Annotated in this window: 15 protein-coding genes and 1 pseudogene; 12 read left to right on the forward strand and 4 right to left on the reverse strand. The window is 35.4% G+C overall.

The window, feature by feature from the left end:
• Window positions 1-217: 217 nt before the first annotated feature.
• Together G7084_RS01145 and G7084_RS01150 are read right to left on the reverse strand one after the other, a co-directional pair.
• Window positions 218-367: a hypothetical protein gene (locus G7084_RS01145; protein WP_166009264.1), complete on the reverse strand. Its 150-nt coding sequence runs from the start codon at window positions 365-367 to the stop codon at window positions 218-220.
• 188 nt (window positions 368-555) lie between these two features.
• Window positions 556-1,625 (reverse strand): IS3 family transposase gene (locus G7084_RS01150; protein ID WP_166009266.1). Its coding sequence is split into 2 segments (ribosomal slippage): window positions 556-1,409 and window positions 1,409-1,625, totalling 1,071 coding nucleotides; the frame shifts between segments, so codons are not numbered across the junction.
• A gap of 16 nt (window positions 1,626-1,641) precedes the next feature.
• Here G7084_RS01150 and G7084_RS08330 point away from each other — a divergent pair.
• Complete coding sequence (locus tag G7084_RS08330; protein ID WP_281346936.1) at window positions 1,642-1,764, forward strand: hypothetical protein; 123 nt, start codon at window positions 1,642-1,644, stop codon at window positions 1,762-1,764.
• A 283-nt stretch (window positions 1,765-2,047) separates the two neighbouring features.
• On the opposite strand, the gene G7084_RS01155 is transcribed toward G7084_RS08330, so the two are convergent.
• The gene (locus G7084_RS01155) at window positions 2,048-2,365 is read right to left on the reverse strand and encodes an ArsR/SmtB family transcription factor (RefSeq protein WP_166009268.1); all 318 of its coding nucleotides are present in this window, start codon (window positions 2,363-2,365) and stop codon (window positions 2,048-2,050) included.
• A 59-nt stretch (window positions 2,366-2,424) separates the two neighbouring features.
• Here G7084_RS01155 and G7084_RS01160 point away from each other — a divergent pair, with 59 nt between their 5' ends.
• Window positions 2,425-3,033 carry a cadmium resistance transporter gene (locus G7084_RS01160; protein ID WP_246163831.1) on the forward strand — a complete coding sequence of 203 codons (609 nt, stop codon included), beginning with the start codon at window positions 2,425-2,427 and terminating at the stop codon, window positions 3,031-3,033.
• A 48-nt stretch (window positions 3,034-3,081) separates the two neighbouring features.
• On the opposite strand, the gene G7084_RS01165 is transcribed toward G7084_RS01160, so the two are convergent.
• Window positions 3,082-3,606, reverse strand: a complete 525-nt coding sequence (locus G7084_RS01165) for a GNAT family N-acetyltransferase (protein ID WP_166009270.1) — start codon at window positions 3,604-3,606, stop codon at window positions 3,082-3,084.
• Between the two features lie 839 nt (window positions 3,607-4,445).
• Here G7084_RS01165 and G7084_RS01170 point away from each other — a divergent pair.
• The 10 genes and pseudogenes from G7084_RS01170 (at window position 4,446) to G7084_RS01210 (ending at window position 17,194) form a co-directional block, all read left to right on the forward strand.
• Window positions 4,446-4,907, forward strand: a complete 462-nt coding sequence (locus G7084_RS01170; RefSeq protein WP_166009272.1) for a MarR family winged helix-turn-helix transcriptional regulator — start codon at window positions 4,446-4,448, stop codon at window positions 4,905-4,907.
• Between the two features lie 6 nt (window positions 4,908-4,913).
• Window positions 4,914-5,831: a metal ABC transporter solute-binding protein, Zn/Mn family gene (locus G7084_RS01175; RefSeq protein WP_166009274.1), complete on the forward strand. Its 918-nt coding sequence runs from the start codon at window positions 4,914-4,916 to the stop codon at window positions 5,829-5,831.
• Window positions 5,828-6,240: pseudogene (locus tag G7084_RS08170) on the forward strand (ATP-binding cassette domain-containing protein); the annotation flags it as partial. The gene G7084_RS01175 and the pseudogene G7084_RS08170, both read left to right, overlap by 4 nt.
• An 18-nt stretch (window positions 6,241-6,258) precedes the next feature.
• Window positions 6,259-6,504 (forward strand): P-loop NTPase family protein, encoded by a 246-nt coding sequence (locus tag G7084_RS08175; protein WP_246163903.1) that lies wholly within the window; start codon window positions 6,259-6,261, stop codon window positions 6,502-6,504.
• On the forward strand, window positions 6,497-7,279 hold the full coding sequence (locus G7084_RS01185) for a metal ABC transporter permease (RefSeq protein WP_166009276.1): 783 nt from the start codon (window positions 6,497-6,499) through the stop codon (window positions 7,277-7,279). Before G7084_RS08175 ends, G7084_RS01185 begins: the two co-directional genes overlap by 8 nt.
• Before the next feature lie 183 nt (window positions 7,280-7,462).
• A complete protein-coding gene (locus G7084_RS01190; RefSeq protein WP_166009278.1) occupies window positions 7,463-9,094 on the forward strand; it encodes an ABC-F family ATP-binding cassette domain-containing protein in 1,632 nt (543 codons plus the stop codon).
• Between the two features lie 466 nt (window positions 9,095-9,560).
• Window positions 9,561-10,748 carry an Ig-like domain-containing protein gene (locus tag G7084_RS01195; RefSeq protein ID WP_166009280.1) on the forward strand — a complete coding sequence of 396 codons (1,188 nt, stop codon included), beginning with the start codon at window positions 9,561-9,563 and terminating at the stop codon, window positions 10,746-10,748.
• A gap of 18 nt (window positions 10,749-10,766) precedes the next feature.
• Window positions 10,767-13,889 (forward strand): Cna B-type domain-containing protein, encoded by a 3,123-nt coding sequence (locus G7084_RS01200; protein ID WP_166009282.1) that lies wholly within the window; start codon window positions 10,767-10,769, stop codon window positions 13,887-13,889.
• A 93-nt stretch (window positions 13,890-13,982) separates the two neighbouring features.
• Complete coding sequence (locus G7084_RS01205; RefSeq protein WP_166009284.1) at window positions 13,983-15,026, forward strand: hypothetical protein; 1,044 nt, start codon at window positions 13,983-13,985, stop codon at window positions 15,024-15,026.
• Between the two features lie 185 nt (window positions 15,027-15,211).
• Window positions 15,212-17,194, forward strand: a complete 1,983-nt coding sequence (locus tag G7084_RS01210) for a hypothetical protein (protein ID WP_166009286.1) — start codon at window positions 15,212-15,214, stop codon at window positions 17,192-17,194.
• Window positions 17,195-17,301: the final 107 nt, after the last annotated feature.

The following is a 17,301-nucleotide window of genomic DNA, read 5'->3' on the forward strand; positions in this document are numbered from 1 at the left end:
GGTTTAACCTAATAATAGATAGGTGCTGATAGTTATCCAAAGCACATATACACCAAGTATTTAACTTGTAATAGCTATTACCTAGTATGCGCTTATTTTAGTACTTTTTGATTAACATTGTGTTTAAAAATTAAAGATTTGCCCGTTGGCGTGTTCGCTTTGACTTAATTGTTGAAGCGATTTTTATTTGTCATAATAAAAACGACCTAAGACTAACTTAGACCGTTGTATTGTGCTTTTGTTTGGCTGCTATCACATTAATTTGTACAGTAATATCTAGTAGATCGTGATGGTTTCGGACATCTCTACCAGTTTGCTTATAACGTTGAGTATACTTTGGACGTACCTTATTGATGTGATTAGGCATTGGCTCCTATGTCAATAATTCGGACATAAAAATACGAATAAATTTTGAAAAACGTTTTAATTATTTAACGTACTGGTAAAGTATGTGATTTATCTAAAAAAGTGCATCCTTTAATGTTTCCATGCCATTCTAAACAACCCGTCTATACTTATCGTTTTAAACGGGATATTAATATGATTTATTTGTAGCTACGCTACAAGGGAAATTCGATCACTGTTATACCAGCGAATATAGCTATCAATGCCAGCTATTGCTTCATGAATTGTCTTAAATTCTTGAAAATTAATGTATTCACGCTTCAAAATTGAGTGAAAGCTCTCAATTCTTGCGTTATCACCAGGTTGTCCTTTACGAGAATAAGAATGCTTAATCCCAAAACGAGTTAAAGTACTTTCAAATAAATCGCTTGTATACTGACTCCCCATATCGCTATGAATAATGCTTGGTTTAACAGACTTTACTGCGACTTGATTAATGACGTCGGTTGCTAATTCCTTAGTCATATGACTTCCAACTTTATAAGAAATAACCCGCCGGGTTACGGGATTGTACATACTAGCTAGATAAACCCAAGTATTTTTAACGGGAATATACGTAATATCTGTTAAAAGAATATTGGATTGATCAGGTAATCCTTTAATTAGATTTGGTCGTTGATCATATTCAGTATGTGTTTTAGGCTTATTAATTCGTTTAGTCATCCTAGACCTAATTTTTAAAGCGTACATCTGTTTATAAACCATACGCTGGCTAATTTTAATTTTTAACTGACGATTTAATAAAATTGTTAATCGCGGGTATCCATACATAGGATATTTTAACCATGCATCTAATACCTTTTGCTTAATGAAATTGCGACGAAGAAGGGTTTTACCAGGCTTCCAATGTATATAGCCATAATAAGTCGATCGTGGAATTCTGAGGACGTTCAAAATTTTAGTAATGCGGTGCCCAACCTGTAGATTGTCATTAATAATTTTTAAGGTAGGAATACGTCCTTTGATGATCAATTTTTCGCCATAAGCACCGCTGCTCGTTTTAAAATATCAAGTTCTTCTTTTAGTTGTTTATTTTCTTTAATCAATGCCTTTTCATTTGCTGACAATACTTTCGTATTGTTAGGATCGGCTTGATTAACCCATTTAGAAACCGTTGAAACACTAACGTTGTATTCTTTTGCTAATGAATTAGCTGAACGACCAACTTTATGCAAGCTTACGATCGATTCTTTAAAGTCATTTGAATATTTGATAACCATAATAAAAAGCTCCTTTATGATGTATTATATCGAACAATTTGTCCGTAATTCCATCATAGGAGCCTCTGGTGTTTTAAAGTTACTATCTTATATCATGTTGCATAATTTAAATTCAATTGCTAAACGTCCGCCAAAATAGTCGTATAAATTTGTTGAGAATGCCATAAATGATACCCTGTGTATATAGTGTAGTATTTAAGTGTTCTGTTTTAGTATATTCATGGGTTATTTTTCAATAATATTCAGGATGTAAATATTTTTACGCCCTATTTTATTTGCTTTGATAGGGGATGAATTTGAATAATATTATTTATATGATGAGACTCATATAGATAAAATATGAGTATTCAAAAGTTATTTTTTGAGAAAAATTAATAAAACGACAATACTACATCGTTTCTCTTAATCAACGGTACGGAGAGTTAGTTATTGTCACACTTTTGATTATTTAGAATATGTTGTGCATGATCCATTGTCGATTTAATAACAGTAAGGATATGTAAATCATCTAACTTGTAAAAGTTTGTAGTACCTTGTTGTTTAAAGGTTACAATTTGGAATTTTTTTAATATATTTAGTTGCTTTGATATTGCTGGTTGAGACACCTTTAATTTTTGAACTAATTCATTAACAGATAGAGAATTATGCTCAAGCAACAGTAGAATATTTAAACGGGTAGAGTTACTTAAGACTTTTAGTATCTTTTGTGTTTCGTTAATTAATTCGATGTTTTCTGTCATTTGTGCACTCCTTGAATAATGAATATACATATTATATAATCAAAACGTTATATAACCAAATGGTTATAAAACCAAATGGTTATAAAAAGAAAGGTGTTTATATGTATATTACATTGATGACTAGCTTATTTATTGGAGCTAATTTAGATTTCTTTATATTACTTATACCATTATTTAAAAAACATGGATTTAAAAATACTATTATTGGATATGTATTTGGTGTTATAGGTATGTATTTAATAAGTGCAACCATGGGTCAATTTATTCAAATTTTACTACCTATGTGGGTGATTGGTATTTTAGGTTTAGTACCTATTTGGTATGGAATACGGGGTGGAGATGAGGAGGCTAAAAATACTAAATTAACTATGTCTATTTTCACTGTGGCTATTGTGTACTTAACTTCATGTAGTGCGGATAATTTAGCACTGTATGTCCCTGTTTTATCAACATTATCAATTAATCAAAGCGTTATTTATGGATTGTACTTTATTGTTTTAGCAATAATGACAGGTATATTAGCCCATCGTATAAGTAACATAAGAGTTGTAACAGTTATCTTTGATAAGTTTGGAGATATTATTACTAGAATTATTTACATTGGTATAGGATTATTCGTAATCATAGAAAGCGGATTGCTAAATAAAATTTTAAATTTATTATTTTAAAACTAAAGCCGTTATATATTCAACTTAATTGCTGATTTATAACGATTTTTATTTTATTGTTAGTTCATACGCATTTGTATCTAAATCTCCATGAGGATCATTTATGTGAATGGTTCCCCGATGATTAAATCCAATTTTTTTAAGCAAATATTGTACTCGTTTGTTTTGTTTATGTGTATCAATTCGTACTGATTTATAGTTATTATTTTTAATAAGGGTAATAGCATTATAGAATGAAATAACACCTAGATTATTACCCGCATATTTTGAATCTATGGCCAGCCGATGAATTGTAGCGTAATCATCGTCATTTTCCCAGTTACCACCCGTTAATGAATCATAATTTGGTTCATTAGTATATTGAATGGCAATGATGCCAGCAATATTATTATTGAACATAATTTCGTACAAATTATTATTTTTAATATCCAGTAAAATATTATTTTTATCTGGGTAACCATCTTGCCATTGAGGAACGTTTTCTGATTTTAAAGATGCTTGTGCATCTTTGATAATGTCCATTATTCGTTTTAAGTTAACGTCCTTAGCCTTACGTAAATATATTAGTGCCATAGTATCTCCCTAAAAACTTTTAGATTTATTATAAATAAAGAATATATATTAGCAACTAGTGGGTGATATATTTTATGGATTTATTAAACATTTTGTTAATTTTTGTGATTTTGATATTCGGTTAATTGTTTAGCAATGGGTTTCCTTATGCTTCACAACCATCCCCGTGAGAATCTTGTTTAATTGTTAAATTAATAATGTAACTTCATTATAAAAGTTATAAAAACAGGCGATAAATGAATTCCCTACTACAATTAAACTCCCTCGATTTCGATAGGCTTAACGATTATTGCATAATTGGAAACTGTCATGAATTGGTAATTGGTATGGGTAGATTTGGGAGACCGAAAAAAGGTATTTAAATTAGACATACCTATATGGAACAAGGATAAGTAAGTAAATAATGTTTACATCCTTAAATATAAAAGGGGGTGGCGTGTTACCACCTCCCAAAAATATATCTGTGGCACTATTTCAGTGCGTTAGGAGCACACGTTTTTCATTCTCTTGGTGTAATATTGTGCATGGGTATGCGTTACTAATTTGATAGCAGAGCTATTGCTACTTTTGGCGATGATATTATAGTTCTTATATTTCATATAAGTTGTTTTGCAAAGATAGACCTGTATAAATCGTGTTCAATTTTGACAAAATATCTATTTTGAATGGCTATTTTAAGCTGTTTATATATGTGAGACAAAAATCAGTAAATGTTTGGTTGAAAAGACATCTTCTAATGGAGATGTCTTTTTTGGCAAGAAAATTTCTAGATTTGACAAAAGATTAAAAAATAAGGTATATTGTTAACCAGTTTATTAACCAGTTAAGGAGTTTGTGATATGAATCAACAAGTTGAAAATAAAGCCATTCAAATTGATACATTATTAAATCAATTACATACGGTGGCAGAGCAACAACGTGAAATTTTATTTGGGACGGTACAAAGCGATATTACAACAACACAAGGGCATATTTTAATGCTGTTAAATCAGAAGGGACCACAAACTAATAAAGAGTTAGCAGAAGCCTTGCAAGTGAGTCGGGCGGCAATCACGAAGGCGATGAAGGGATTACAAACGAGTGAATGTAACTGTGTCATTCCAGTACTAGATGCAAAAGATGCGCGGTTAATTCGTTTTACTGTTAATCACCAAGGTGCCATTTTTGCTAAGTTACATGGCGAACAACATGCAGCAACTTTAGCAGTTTATGAGAAAATCATGCAAGAATTTTCGTCAAGTGAGCAACAGGTGATTGGTCGCTTTATTACGGCATTGGATGAATGTTTACAAGAGGAGTAGAGAATGATGACAAAGCAAAGAAACCGTCGTTATTGGATGGTTATTCCGGTAGTTACAATAATCATACTTTTGGGGTTGATTTTTCATCGAACTTGGCAAAATGAACAGCGGGTGCACAAGACTAATACTGCAGAAAAAATTAGAATTGTAACTAGTTTGGCTGTTTATGGTGAAATGGCACAGGCAGTCGTAGGTGATCAAGGACAGGTTCAAAGTATTATTAATAAAGCTTCCGTTGATCCCCATGAATATGAACCCAGTGTCCAAACCGCAAAGGCGTATGCGCAAGCTCAATTAATTATTGCAAATGGTGCAGGCTACGATGCGTGGTCCACAAAATTTGCGCAAGCGAACACACAAGCTCAAAAGTTAAATGTTGGCACGATCGTTGGATATCATGAAGGTGATAATGAGCACTTTTGGTATCAACCAACGGTTACTAAAGCCATGATGGATCCATTAGTGGATAAGTTAAGTGCACTCAAACCAGCTTCGCGTTCATATTTTCAAACTAATGCGCAACGGTATATTAAAACGATCCAACCATTAGCTGAGAAGCGAGCGGAGTTAACGAAACAATTAAAAGGGAAAAGTGTTTTAGTCACGGAACCAGTCTATGATAATGCCTTAGCTGGGTTAGGAGTTCACGATTTAAATCCTAATTTTGCACATGCAATCGAAGCGGGAAATGATCCTAATCCAACGGATGTTTTAGCATGGAATGACGCGATAACGCAAGGGCAAGTCGCCTTTGTCATTAATAATCCACAGACTGAGAATGCAGTGACGAGGCGAGCGGTTAAAAAGGCACAACAATTCCAGGTTCCAATAATATCGGTAACTGAAACTAAGCCAGATGGTAAAAATTATCTAGAATGGCAGTTAGGAATTTTAGAACAAATTGAAGAGGCATTGAAAAAATGAAAATTTTGACGGGAAATCAGATTGGAATTAATCTGGATGGACGTTGGTTATACCGAGGGGTTAACTTCAGCTTGAACGAACATCAAGTCTTAGCTTTATTAGGTGAGAATGGAGTAGGGAAAACAACTTTATTGAAAGCTTTGATGCAAGAAGTGGTGTTGACGGAAGGCCAGTTTGAATGGACCAAGAAAGACTTGTCAATTGCGTATGTTCCGCAATACCGCTCTGATATGCAAGCGTTTCCTTTGAATATTAAAGAATATATTGGTTTGAGTTTTGATCATGGTTGGCGCCCGTGGTTAACTCGGAATGAAAAAGCATGGTTACAGCATATTATTGAAGATACAAATTTGGCTAAAATTGCTAAACGACGGATTGATCAAGCTTCAGGGGGGAACGTCAACGAGCTTTTCTAGCACAAGCTTTATTGAAAAATCCCGATATTTTAATTTTAGATGAAGCTACGGCAAATTTAGATCAATCAGCTAAATTTGAATTAATGGATGTTGTGAAGCATTATCGTGATCATCATAATTTAAGTGTAATCATGGTTAGCCATGACTTGGAAATTATTCGTGCTTATGCTGATGATTATTTACGACTGAAACCAAACGGAAGTGATTTTGGCGCTTGTCAAAACTTAAAATTGCATGAAGGGGAGCAAAATGTTTAGTTATACGTTTATGCAAAATGCGTGGATTGTGGGAACTTTAATTGCGATTATATCGGCAATGATGGGTGTATTTGTGGTGGCCAAACGAATGGCGTTTTTTGGACATGTACTGAGTGAAATTGGGTTTGCAGGAGCATCATTTGGTTTATTTATGAGTTGGTCTCCACTGTGGGGGATGTTATTATTTACGGCTTTTTCCGCGATTAGTATCGGTCAGTTAGGGTTAAGTGAACAACGTTCAGAATCGATCATTTCCGCTGTAAGTGCGGTGGCGATTGGTTTAGGGGTTGCCTTTCTATCGTTGTCAGAAAAAAGTGCTAGTTCGGCAACGGGAATTTTGTTTGGTTCGATTTTCAGTATTAGTACGGAAAATGTTTGGCAAGTTGTGCTTCTGGCGTTCGTAATTTTAGGGCTTCTACTAGTTTTATACCGCCCACTTCGGCATTTTGCGTTTGATTATGAAACGGCTAAGTATAGCCTTCAGCACGAAACAGGGTTAGAAATTACGTTCTTACTTATGATTGCGGTCACAGTTGCAATTTCTGCCCAAGTTGTCGGCTCGTTATTGATTTTTATTTTACTTGTTTTGCCAGCCTCTTCAGCGATGCGCTGGGGGCGCACCGTGTGGCAAATGCTTAGTATGGCAATTGTATTTGCTCTAATTGGTGTTTGGGGAGGACTCATATTTGCGTATTGGACAAATTTACCAGTTAGTTTTTACATTGCATTAATCGAAGCGGGGATTTATTTTTCAAGTGTATTTAAAGCCCACTAATTTCATAAAAAGTCAGCGCGTATGTCTGGTTTCTGTTAGAATAAATAAGACTTGTCATTTTAACAATTGAAATGATGTAAGGCTGGAGTTGATGAAAATCAAATTTAATTTATTGGAAAGTATCGCAGTAATGGTCCACTTGAGACTAGCTGCTTGATAAAACAGATCAAAGGAGAAACATAAATGTTAACAGTTTCAAATATTTCCGTTGCTTTTAACGGGAAAAAACTTTACGACGATGTTAATTTAAAATTTACACCTGGTAATACTTATGGAATTATTGGGGCTAATGGAGCCGGAAAATCAACTTTTCTTAAGGTACTTGAAGGTAAGCTAGCACCTACGACGGGAAATGTATCAATGGGCGCTAATGAGCGGATGTCATCATTGGTTCAGGATCACTTTGCTTTTGACGAATATACCGTCTTAGAAACCGTGATGCGTGGGTATAAAGAATTATATGATGTAAAACAAGCGATGGATGAAATCTATTTGCATGATCCTTTCACGGATGAAGATGGAATTGAAGTTGGAGAATTATCAGCTCGCTTTGAAGAGATGAATGGTTGGAATGCTGAAACAGATGCGCTTCAACTTCTGCAAAGTATTGGGATTCCATCTGATTTGCATTATACTTTGATGGCTGATTTACCAGAAACCACAAAAGTGAAGGTTTTATTGGCACAAACTTTGTTTGGAAATCCAGATATCTTAATCTTAGACGAACCAACCAATGGTTTGGACACTAAGACGATTGCGTGGCTTGAAGACTTCTTAGCTGATTATGAAAATATCGTGCTAGTGGTTTCCCACGACCGGCATTTTTTGAACGCAGTTTCAACTATGATTTTGGATGTTGATTTTGGTAAGATTAAATTATTCGTTGGAAACTATGATTTTTGGAAAGAATCATCTGAACTGGCTTCTCGTTTGCAAGCGAATGCTAATTCTAAAAAAGAAGAGCAAATTAAAGAGTTGCAAGACTTCATTGCCCGCTTTTCAGCAAATGCTTCGAAGTCAAAACAAGCTACTTCACGAAAAAAGCAATTAGAGAAGATTACGTTGGACGATATTCAACCTTCATCTCGTAAGTATCCATACATTCATTTTGATATTACGCGTGAGATTGGAAATGACTTAGTTCGGGTTGAAAATATTTCTAAAACAGTCGATGGTGTTAAAATTTTGGATGATATTTCATTTACATTATCACCAAATGAAAAAACATTGATTATGGCCGAAAACGATATTGCAGCAACGGCGATGTTAGATATCATGGCTGGTCGCATGGAACCCGATACTGGTTCAGTGACTTGGGGTGTGACGACAACTCGTGATTACCTGGCAAAGGATATGGCCGCGAATTTTGAAAAACCTGAAATGCCGATTCTAGATTTCCTACGGGATTATGCTTCCAAAGAAGAAAATGATAATACTTTCTTGCGTGGCTTGCTTGGTCGGATGTTATTCCGTGGTGAAGATGCAGACAAAACATTGGATGTTTTGTCTGGAGGAGAAAAAGTTCGGGTGATGCTGTCAAAGTTGATGCTAACCAAGACTAATGTATTAATATTAGATGATCCAACTAACCACTTGGATTTGGAATCAATTACGTCATTAAATGACGGTTTAGTTGAGTACCAAGGATCATTAGTGTTTACTTCGCACGATCGAACTTTCGCACAAACGATTGCTGACCACATTGTGGTGGTGTCCAATCAAGGTTCAATTGATCGAGCAGAAATGACATTCGATGAATTTATGGAACATCCAGAAGTGCAAAAACAATTGGCTGAAAAGCAAATCGTCCTATAAGAATATTATGTAAAGGCTCAAGATGAGAAACATTCTCACCTTGAGCCTTTTTTTAGATATAAAATTAATATTAAATGCAAAAAAACATTATGTATTTTTTCATGTGATTTTCTAAAATAATTTGTGAAATTTTTGTGAAAGAATGATAGCTTGTGATGCTTTTTCAAGGTGGATGATGGATAAAACCATCAAATATTTTTTATGCGTATTATTAATTTGGTTAGTTATAGTAGGACTTCAAGCGAACTTAATTAAAGGTAAATTAAAATTAGATTGTGAATTTAAGAGCGATATTGCCAAGGACGAATTTGTATATTATCATGTGAAGACCACGAGGAATATATGGAATAATTAAAAAAATGCAATCGTGTTATTCAATACAACTAACATTATAAATCATTCATTTATATGAATGAAATGGAGTTTAGAAAGCTGGCACAATCAATGTTAAAGGAGTAGATCTAATATGATAAAAAAGACTTTTTCTTATATTCAAGTATTAGTCATGGTACTAGGGGTGATAATGGTGCCAATGGAAGTATTAGCGAGTAGTATGGAGCAAGAACATACCATACCGAAAAAAATTGGGGTTAAATACTCTCAAATTCAGGTAAAACAGAATGGTCAGGAATTGCCAATTGAGACTGTGATGGAAAGTCAAAGTAAAGATGTGGAGGTTTTTTACGATTGGCAAATTCCAGATGGTCAAAAAATTAACGCAAATGATTATTTTATGGTTTCCGGCATTCCAAAATCATTTCAGGCTGAAAGTGATATGGGCTTAAACATTGATGTAATGGATATGAAAGGTCGAATTATTGCCAACGGGCATTACAATAGTCATGATAAACAAATCAAATTTGTGTTTAAAAATGATTTAGTCGCATATCAATTAAAAGGTCGTTTGACCTTGAAAGTTAATTTGACATATAACCAAGATGGCCGGGCTGATTTTAAAATTAATCAAAAAAGTTATCAACTTTTGGATGCACGATATCAGCAAAGTAATGTACCTGTGAAACAAGAACTTGATAATCAAAGGAACTATGAGCAGGCACCAATCATTAAAAGTGGGCGCTATGATTATGATCGCCAAACTAAAAATTTGACGCATACTTGGCGAATTATTATTAATCATACGAAATTAAAAGGAGATGAATTTGTAATTCGTGACACTTTGCCGCGTTATGTAAATTTTGATCAAGCGAGTTTCAACGTTCATTCTGGGCAGCTCATATTAAATAGAGATACAGATAATCATGTTTACCTGGGTGGTTTTGAACGACGCGGTTCAGTTCAAAATCAAGATATATCGATCCAAGAATTGCAAGGGCGTGAATTAGTCATCAGGGGTAAGGTTCCAATAAATAACCAAAATGACTATGAAATTTGTTATACAACTTCCATTAATGGCCTAGATCGGAACTTTAAGTTTTTGCAACAAGGCAATGCGATTGTGGTTAAAAATGTGGCAAAATTAGAAGATGCTAACCAAAATATTCTAGGAGAGTATACTTCTAATTTATCTTTTGCTTTTACGCAAAAAGAGATGAGTGATTACATTGAACCAGGCACTTTGGAAGTAATTCATAAAGATCAAACCAAGCAAAAAGCCGTTCCTGGGGCAACTTTTAATTTATATGATCAAAATTAAAAATTAGTCCAAGCCAACTTGAAAACAGATCAAAATGGAAAGATCGAGGTACCACAAGTTAAACCTGGATCATATACCCTAAAGGAAATTAAGGCTCCGGAAAATTATTTAATTAATCCAAAAATATTTGAGATTCAAATTGAGACTGGTAAAACTGCGACCGTAACCATTCATGGAACGCCTAAACCTGCAATTACCACTATTAAAGGTGTTGTGAAGTGGTTTGATAAGAGAGATCTAAAACATTATCGTCCAGTGCAGATAAAGTTAAATTTGATGCAAAATGGTCAGTTTTTAAAAAATACTGAAGTGGGTCCAACAAACCAATGGAAATATCGATTCAACGGATTGCCCGAGTTCGATGCGCAAGGAAAAAAATATAAATATACCTTAGAATGCCCTGAAGTAGAAAAATATATCCATCAGTCTAAAGATTTTGATGTGACCTATCGCTTAACTGGTAAAACTAACGTGCAAGGACAATCCATTTGGCAAGATCAAAATAATCAAGCTGAATTCAGACCGCCTTTTGTTGAAATTGAATTACTTAGAAATAGTAAAAAAATCCAAAAATCGCAAATAAGTGCATCTACGCACTGGCATTATGAGTTTGATAATTTAGAACAATATAATTCGCATGGCCGCGAGTATATATACGATGTGGTATCATCGCCAGTTAAACATTATATTAGTCAAAAAAGTGGTTATAATTTCACAAATAGTTTTAAGCCAAATTTCACCAAGGTGATGGGACATAAAATTTGGGAAGACGATAATGATGTAGAAGGTTTGCGACCCAAAAATATTGCTGTGGGTCTATTAAAAAATGGACAAATCATTGGTAAAAAATTGGTAACGAATTATAAAAATTGGCATTATGAGTTTGATCAATTAGAGCAGTTAGATGATCAAGGGCGTTTAATACAATATCAAATTATTGAAGATTCAGTCGCTAATTATGAAAAACAGGTTCAAGGATATGATCTAAAAAACACATTATTACCAAATCAGACTAAGATTCAAGGAACAAAGGTGTGGCGTGATGATGATAATAAGGATCAAACTCGGCCGAAAAAGATAGTTGTGGAGTTGATTAAAGATGGCACGGTTCTTGCAACACAAACGGTTGATGCAAAGAGTGGATGGAATTATGAATTTAAAAATATCCCAAAATATCAGCATGGTCGTAAGATTCAATACCAAGTACGTGAGCAGTCAGTGAAAGATTATCAGACTAGTTATGAGGGGGACCAGATTATTGGTGCTCTAATGGGTGAAATTCAAATAACAGGGCGGCATTCTTGGAAAGATCAGGAAAATAAAGCTAGAGTAAGACCCGAAAAGATCGTCGTTTATTTAACACAAAATGGGAAAGAGACTCAAACGAGAATTATTGATGCTAATAATGACTGGCATTATATCTTTGAAAATTTACCGAAATATGATCAGAACGGTAAAAAATATCTTTATAATGTGTCTGTACAAAAAGTTCCGCAATACGTAACTCATTCAGATGGTTATGATTTTATGGGTAGTTTAAAGCCGAGGTTTATTTTTAAAGAAAAAAAAGACAAAACAAAATTTGATAAAGTCAAACCAGAAAACCAAAAACCAGTTGTATCAAAAGTTGAAGAATCTAAGGTGAAAGTAGTAGATGTAGTAACGCCCAAACAGGCAGTGGTTGAAACAACCAAGCAACAATCAGGTGCAGAAAATACTGATAAAAACGATATGACTGAGGATAAGACAGAAACTTCGGTAAAAGAGAAAACGCCGGTTGATTTTAAGAATAAAACATCAGAATCGACCAAAGTGAAGTCGGAAGCACCGAAACAAGAAACGCTTAAAGTCGAAGAACCTAAAGTGAAAACAGTACGCTCGAAGATACCAAAGCAAGTAGTCGTTGAAACAAATAAGGACCATCCAGTCGCAGAAAATGCTGCGAATGGTAAAAAGTCGGAAACAGCGGTTAAAGTCGAAACACCAGTTGTACCAAAAGCTAAAGAAATTAAGGCGAAAGTAATAGATGTAGCAATGCCCAAGCAGGCAGTGGTTGAAACAACCAAACAAAAACCAGTTGCAAAAAATACTGATCAAAGTACCGCAACTGATGTTAAGTTGGAAACAACAGTTAAAGTTGAAACACCGGTTGATTTGAAGAATGCAAAAGCAGAACCGACCAAAGTGAAGTCAGAAACACTTAAAGTTGAAGAACCTAAAGTAAAAGTAGTAGACCCGAAGACGCCAAAGCCAGTAGTGCTTGAAACAACCAAGCAAGAGCCAGTCGCTGAAACCGTTGATAAAAGTACCACGAATGAGAAGAAGGTGGAAATAGCAGTTAAAGTTGAAACACCAGTTGATTTGAAGAATGAAGCATTAGAATCAGACCAAGCCAAGATTGATGTAAATAAAACAGAGGCATCGAAAACAGCTGCACCTAAAATCGAAGAGCACAAAGTAAAAGCAGCAGATTCGAAGACACCAAAGCCAGAAGTGGTTGAAACAATCAAGCAAGAACCAGTCGCTGAAAACGTTGATAAAAGTACCACGAATGATAGTAAGCTGAAAACGGCAGTTAAAGTTGAATCGTCGGTTGATTTGAAGAATAAAACATCAGAATCAGACCAAGCCAAGGTTGATGTAAATAAAACAGAGGCATCAAAAACAGCTGCACCTAAAATCGAAGAACCTAAAGTAAAAGTAGCAGATCCGAAGACATCAAAGTCGGGAGTCGTTGAAGCAACTAAGAATCAGTCAAGTGCAGAAAATGTTGCGACTGAGACGGAGGTGGAAACAGCAGTTAAAGTTGAAACACCGGTTGATTTGAAGAACGCAAAATCAGAACCGACCCAAGTAAAGCCGGAAGCATCAAAAACAGCTGTACCCAAAGTCGAAGAACCTGAAGTGAAAGCAGTAGACTCGAAGACGCCAAAGCCAGTAGTGCTTGAAACAACCAAGCAACAACCAGTTGCAAAACATACTGATCAAAGTACCGTAACTGATGGTAAGATAGCGACTTCAGTAAAAGAGAAAACGTCGGTTGATTTGAAGAATAAAACATCAGAATCAGACCAAGCCAAGGTTTATGTAAATAAAACAGAGGCATCAAAGACAGCTGTAACTAAAATCGAAGAACCTTAAGTAAAAACAGTAGATCCGAAGATATCAAAGCCGGGAGTCGTTGAAACAACTAAGAATCAGCCAAGCACAGAAAATGTTGCGACTGAGACGGAGGTGGAAACAGCAGTTAAAGTTGAAACGCCGGTTGATTTGAAGAACGCAAAAGCAGAAACGATCCAAGTAAAGTCAGGAGCACTTAACCTGGAAGCATCAAAAACAGCTGTACCAAAAGTCGAAGAACCTGAAGTAAAAACAGTAGATTCGAAGATACCAAAGTCAGAATTAATTGAAACAGTCAAGCAAGAACCAGTCGCTGAAACTGTTGATAAAAGTACCACGACTGAGACGGAGGTGGAAACAGCGGTTAAAGTTGAAACACCGGTTGATTTGAAGAACGCAAAAGCAGAACCGACCCAAGTAAATCCAGAAGCACTTAACCCGGAAGCATCAAAGACAGCTGTACCTAAAATCGAAGAACCTGAAGTAAAAACAGTAGACCCGAAGACACTAAAGTCAGAAGTAGTGGAAACAATCAAGGAAGAACCAGTCGCTGAAACCGTTGATAAAAGTACCACGAATGAGAGTAAGCTGGAAACGGAAGTTAAAGTTGAAACACCGGTTGATTTGAGGAATGAAGCATTAGAATCAGACCAAGCCAAGGTTGATGTAAATAAAACAGAAGTGCCAAAACCAGTTGTATCTAAAGTTGTAAAACTTGAAGTAAAAGCAGCATATCCGATGACACCAAAGCCAGAAGTGGTTGAAACAATTAAGCAACAGCCAGCCACTGAAAGAGTAGAAGAATCGGTGTTACCAGTTGAATTCGGAGCATCAAAGATGGTAAAAAGGGCATTTAATTTAGACCAATCATTGGTTGGAATATCAAAAAAGACTAATGAAATATTATCTATGCCTTTAGCAATCGACCGAGTGAACCAACGAAATATTTACAGTTTGACTAGTATTAACTCGATAAAACCTCATAAAATGTACCCAAGTATCCATCAGATAACCTCTCAGCAGTTGTTGGCGAAGTGTCAATCAAATTTAGCAATCTCTTTACCACAAACTCATGCAGATAAACGAAGTAAAGTATGTCTGAACTTATTAATTCTGAGTTTGGGATCTATGTTATATTGGTATTTTCGTAAGCGTTAATCCGTTGGGTATTGGTTTTTATGATGATGAGGTTGGATAATTTATCAATTGCGACTTTATTCAGTGTGAAAAATGTAGCATAATCTCTATCCCAGATGATGATATGATAGACTGTATAACGTTTTACATTATAATTAGCTAAAAAAGCATAATTAAATATAAATAATGATGAGTTGGGGATGATAATGTCAAAGTTTTTACAAAAAATGATTTTAGGAATTACCATTTTGGTACTAGGAGTGGGGGTAATTGCCAGTCTGGTGGCTCCTTTTTCATTATTGGTTTTGCTGGGAGTGATTTTATTGACCATAGGTTGGCTGTATTTCGGACCTAAGCTCAACCATTTGAAGCCCAAGACAATTAAATGCATGGTTGTAGGTGTTTTTGCCTTGATGGTAGTGGGACAAATTTTAGTTTTGAAGTTTTTACCAAGCTCAGTTTACCATGATCCATTCCGGGTATATTATCAAGCTGAACAACTAGCATTGCAGCATTCCGATTGGTCAGATACGTCATATTTTTGGCGTTATCCCAACAATGCGGTAATTGCAATTCTACTTTCATGGGTACTCAAGCTCACTCATTTATTCGGTGTTTCAACCCAATTAACTTTGCAGGGCTTATCAATCTTATTTTTTGATGGGTTCATTGCTTCGATTCTGTCTATTGCACGTAAAAAAACGAATAATCTGCCGGTTGTGCAGATTGGAATTGTATCCTTCTTTGCTTTATTGCCTCTGTCATATACCTATATGATTAAAGTTTTCTATACCGATTCAGTCGTGTTATTATGTTTGACTTGGATTGTTTATTTAGTTTTAGACTGGTCTAGGCACCCTAAGTCACAACGCTATGTCAATGGATTATTGTTGATTATTTTAGTCGTAATAGGCCAGTTGGTTAAACCAAATTTAATTATTCTTCTGATTGCTGGTCTTTTATGGGCTTTGTGGAACTTAATCTGGCATCGTGAAATTTTCAAAAAAGAGGTTATGGTTCCGATCGTTCTACTAACTATTGGGTTTACGTTGACATTACCAATTAAACCTTTGATTTTAAATTCGGCTAACTATCAACAAAATGCCAAGTATGAGTTACCGACTGGTTCATGGATTTATATGGGATTAAATTCAAGGCAACACGGTATTTATGCAGGGGATGATGTACACAGCCTATTAAAACTAGAAAATAAGGATGCTCGCCAGCAAGCCTTAAATCACAAGATTCCAGAACGCTTAAAAACTTATTCATTGATCGGTTTTGTGGAACATTCATTTATTAAGATGGCGATTTTGTTGTCGAGCCAGCCTCTACCAACGGCTTACACGGGAGGGCATACTATGGCGCCAGATTGGCAGCAGAAAAATCAAGCTGCCTTCGCTCAATACATTGGCTTAGTACAGCGTATTTTATGGGGAAGTCTGTATAGTTTGGCGTTGCTTTCAACAATTCAAGCTTTTAAAAATATAAAGTTTGGTCGTCCGGGCGATCAGCTGGGCTTCGTTAATCTGAGTTTATTAGGGTATGTGGCATTACATACCTTAATCTGGGAAACCGAGGCACGCTATGGATTAGTGTTAATTCCTTTGTTGTTTTATATTATTTGGCATAATCATGAATATTTAAATCAAAGTTTGAGTTTACAGAAACCGCGGTTACGCAAAATTTTTTGGTGGGGGCTACCTATTTTTATCGTAGGAATGGCGCTGACGGCAGGATTGGGCACGCGTAAAAGCGAGGAAGTGGTAACGATTGCCCAGCGCAGTCAACTTTCTAAGCAATATCATGCTCAGCCAACTTTATTATTGCCAGGTCACAGCTTGACACAACAAGTTCGCGTGGGTACTAAAATTAGCCAGTTTACTCTGCAAGTCCCACTGGGATCACAAGTTTCGGCGCATTTAGTAAGGTTAGATGATGATCGAAACTATCCTTTGCAGTATGTGACTACACCAAAGGGAACCTTTATGGTCAATTCAAAGCCTTTAGCGGCCGGTCATTATCGGATTGAATTGAAAAATAATACCCACCAAGCTCAAAAAATTTGGAGTGTTGCTCTTTTGGATTATCGCTTGGCACCTTATTCGATTCAAGGAACGCAGCCGATGCCAAATGGAAGCTCATTCATTTATACATTTTACGATCAACAAAGGCGCGTTCAATTATAGAAAAATAGATTTTTATTTTAAAAGGTGTAAAATAGAGAAAAAGTTTGATTATTACTGGTTAGGTTACAGATAATCAAGGAAAGTCTTGATTTTTATCATAAAAATGC

This window comes from Weissella coleopterorum, assembly GCF_011304355.1.
GTDB classification, from domain to species: Bacteria; Bacillota; Bacilli; order Lactobacillales; family Lactobacillaceae; genus Weissella; species Weissella coleopterorum.

What these genes read in the sequence shown, in the direction of transcription:
- G7084_RS01160 (WP_246163831.1), top strand. Translation starts at nt 2,425, where the DNA reads ATGGTTATAAAACCAAATGGTTATAAAAAGAAAGGTGTTTATATGTAT.
- G7084_RS01175 (WP_166009274.1), top strand. Translation starts at nt 4,914, where the DNA reads ATGACAAAGCAAAGAAACCGTCGTTATTGGATGGTTATTCCGGTAGTT.
- G7084_RS08330 (WP_281346936.1), top strand. Translation starts at nt 1,642, where the DNA reads ATGATGTATTATATCGAACAATTTGTCCGTAATTCCATCATAGGAGCC.
- G7084_RS01190 (WP_166009278.1), top strand. Translation starts at nt 7,463, where the DNA reads ATGTTAACAGTTTCAAATATTTCCGTTGCTTTTAACGGGAAAAAACTT.
- G7084_RS01195 (WP_166009280.1), top strand. Translation starts at nt 9,561, where the DNA reads ATGATAAAAAAGACTTTTTCTTATATTCAAGTATTAGTCATGGTACTA.
- G7084_RS01165 (WP_166009270.1), bottom strand. Translation starts at nt 3,606, where the DNA reads ATGGCACTAATATATTTACGTAAGGCTAAGGACGTTAACTTAAAACGA.
- G7084_RS01185 (WP_166009276.1), top strand. Translation starts at nt 6,497, where the DNA reads ATGTTTAGTTATACGTTTATGCAAAATGCGTGGATTGTGGGAACTTTA.
- G7084_RS01145 (WP_166009264.1), bottom strand. Translation starts at nt 367, where the DNA reads ATGCCTAATCACATCAATAAGGTACGTCCAAAGTATACTCAACGTTAT.
- G7084_RS01155 (WP_166009268.1), bottom strand. Translation starts at nt 2,365, where the DNA reads ATGACAGAAAACATCGAATTAATTAACGAAACACAAAAGATACTAAAA.
- G7084_RS01170 (WP_166009272.1), top strand. Translation starts at nt 4,446, where the DNA reads ATGAATCAACAAGTTGAAAATAAAGCCATTCAAATTGATACATTATTA.
- G7084_RS01210 (WP_166009286.1), top strand. Translation starts at nt 15,212, where the DNA reads ATGTCAAAGTTTTTACAAAAAATGATTTTAGGAATTACCATTTTGGTA.